The sequence below is a fragment of the Desertibacillus haloalkaliphilus genome (assembly GCF_019039105.1).
Lineage (GTDB): Bacteria > Bacillota > Bacilli > Bacillales > KJ1-10-99 > Desertibacillus > Desertibacillus haloalkaliphilus.
Genome location: NZ_JAHPIV010000172.1, coordinates 1 through 422, shown reverse-complemented (window position 1 = coordinate 422; position 422 = coordinate 1). Strand labels below are relative to the sequence as shown.

At 44.5% G+C, this 422-nt stretch carries 1 protein-coding gene; it reads right to left on the bottom strand.

Annotation, left to right across the window (positions count from 1 at the left end):
• Positions 1-395 (bottom strand): extracellular solute-binding protein (locus tag KH400_RS21395; protein ID WP_246589968.1); only part of this gene is annotated, 395 nt, incomplete at its 3' end.
• Positions 396-422 lie beyond the last annotated feature (27 nt).

The window sequence follows — 422 nt, the reverse complement described above, 5'->3', positions numbered from 1 at the left end:
ACATAGTGCAGGTGACTGTTTTCTGAAATCATTTCCGCAGCATCACCTGAGTAATCAACTGACAAGGCAGCCTCATCTTGGGCCATGTACATCTTGATTTCGTCGGCAACAATCGCCTTAACGTTTGGCATCAATGTTTCAAGCTTTCCCTTGGCCGCAGCCAATTCCGGAATGCTCTTCGTGTTAACTGAGTTACCACTTGATGCCAACGTCATTCCCATGATGTCACGAGAAGAATCAATCAACATGATTGAATTCTTGAAACGTGGGTTCCATAGGTCATTCCAGGTCTTAATTTCTCCTGGCTTAACGTACTTGTCGTTGTAAACAATTCCCAGCGTTCCCCAGAAATAAGGCACTGAGTACTCGTTACCACGATCAAACGGTTGATCCATAAAACGGTCATCGTAATTGTTCAAGCC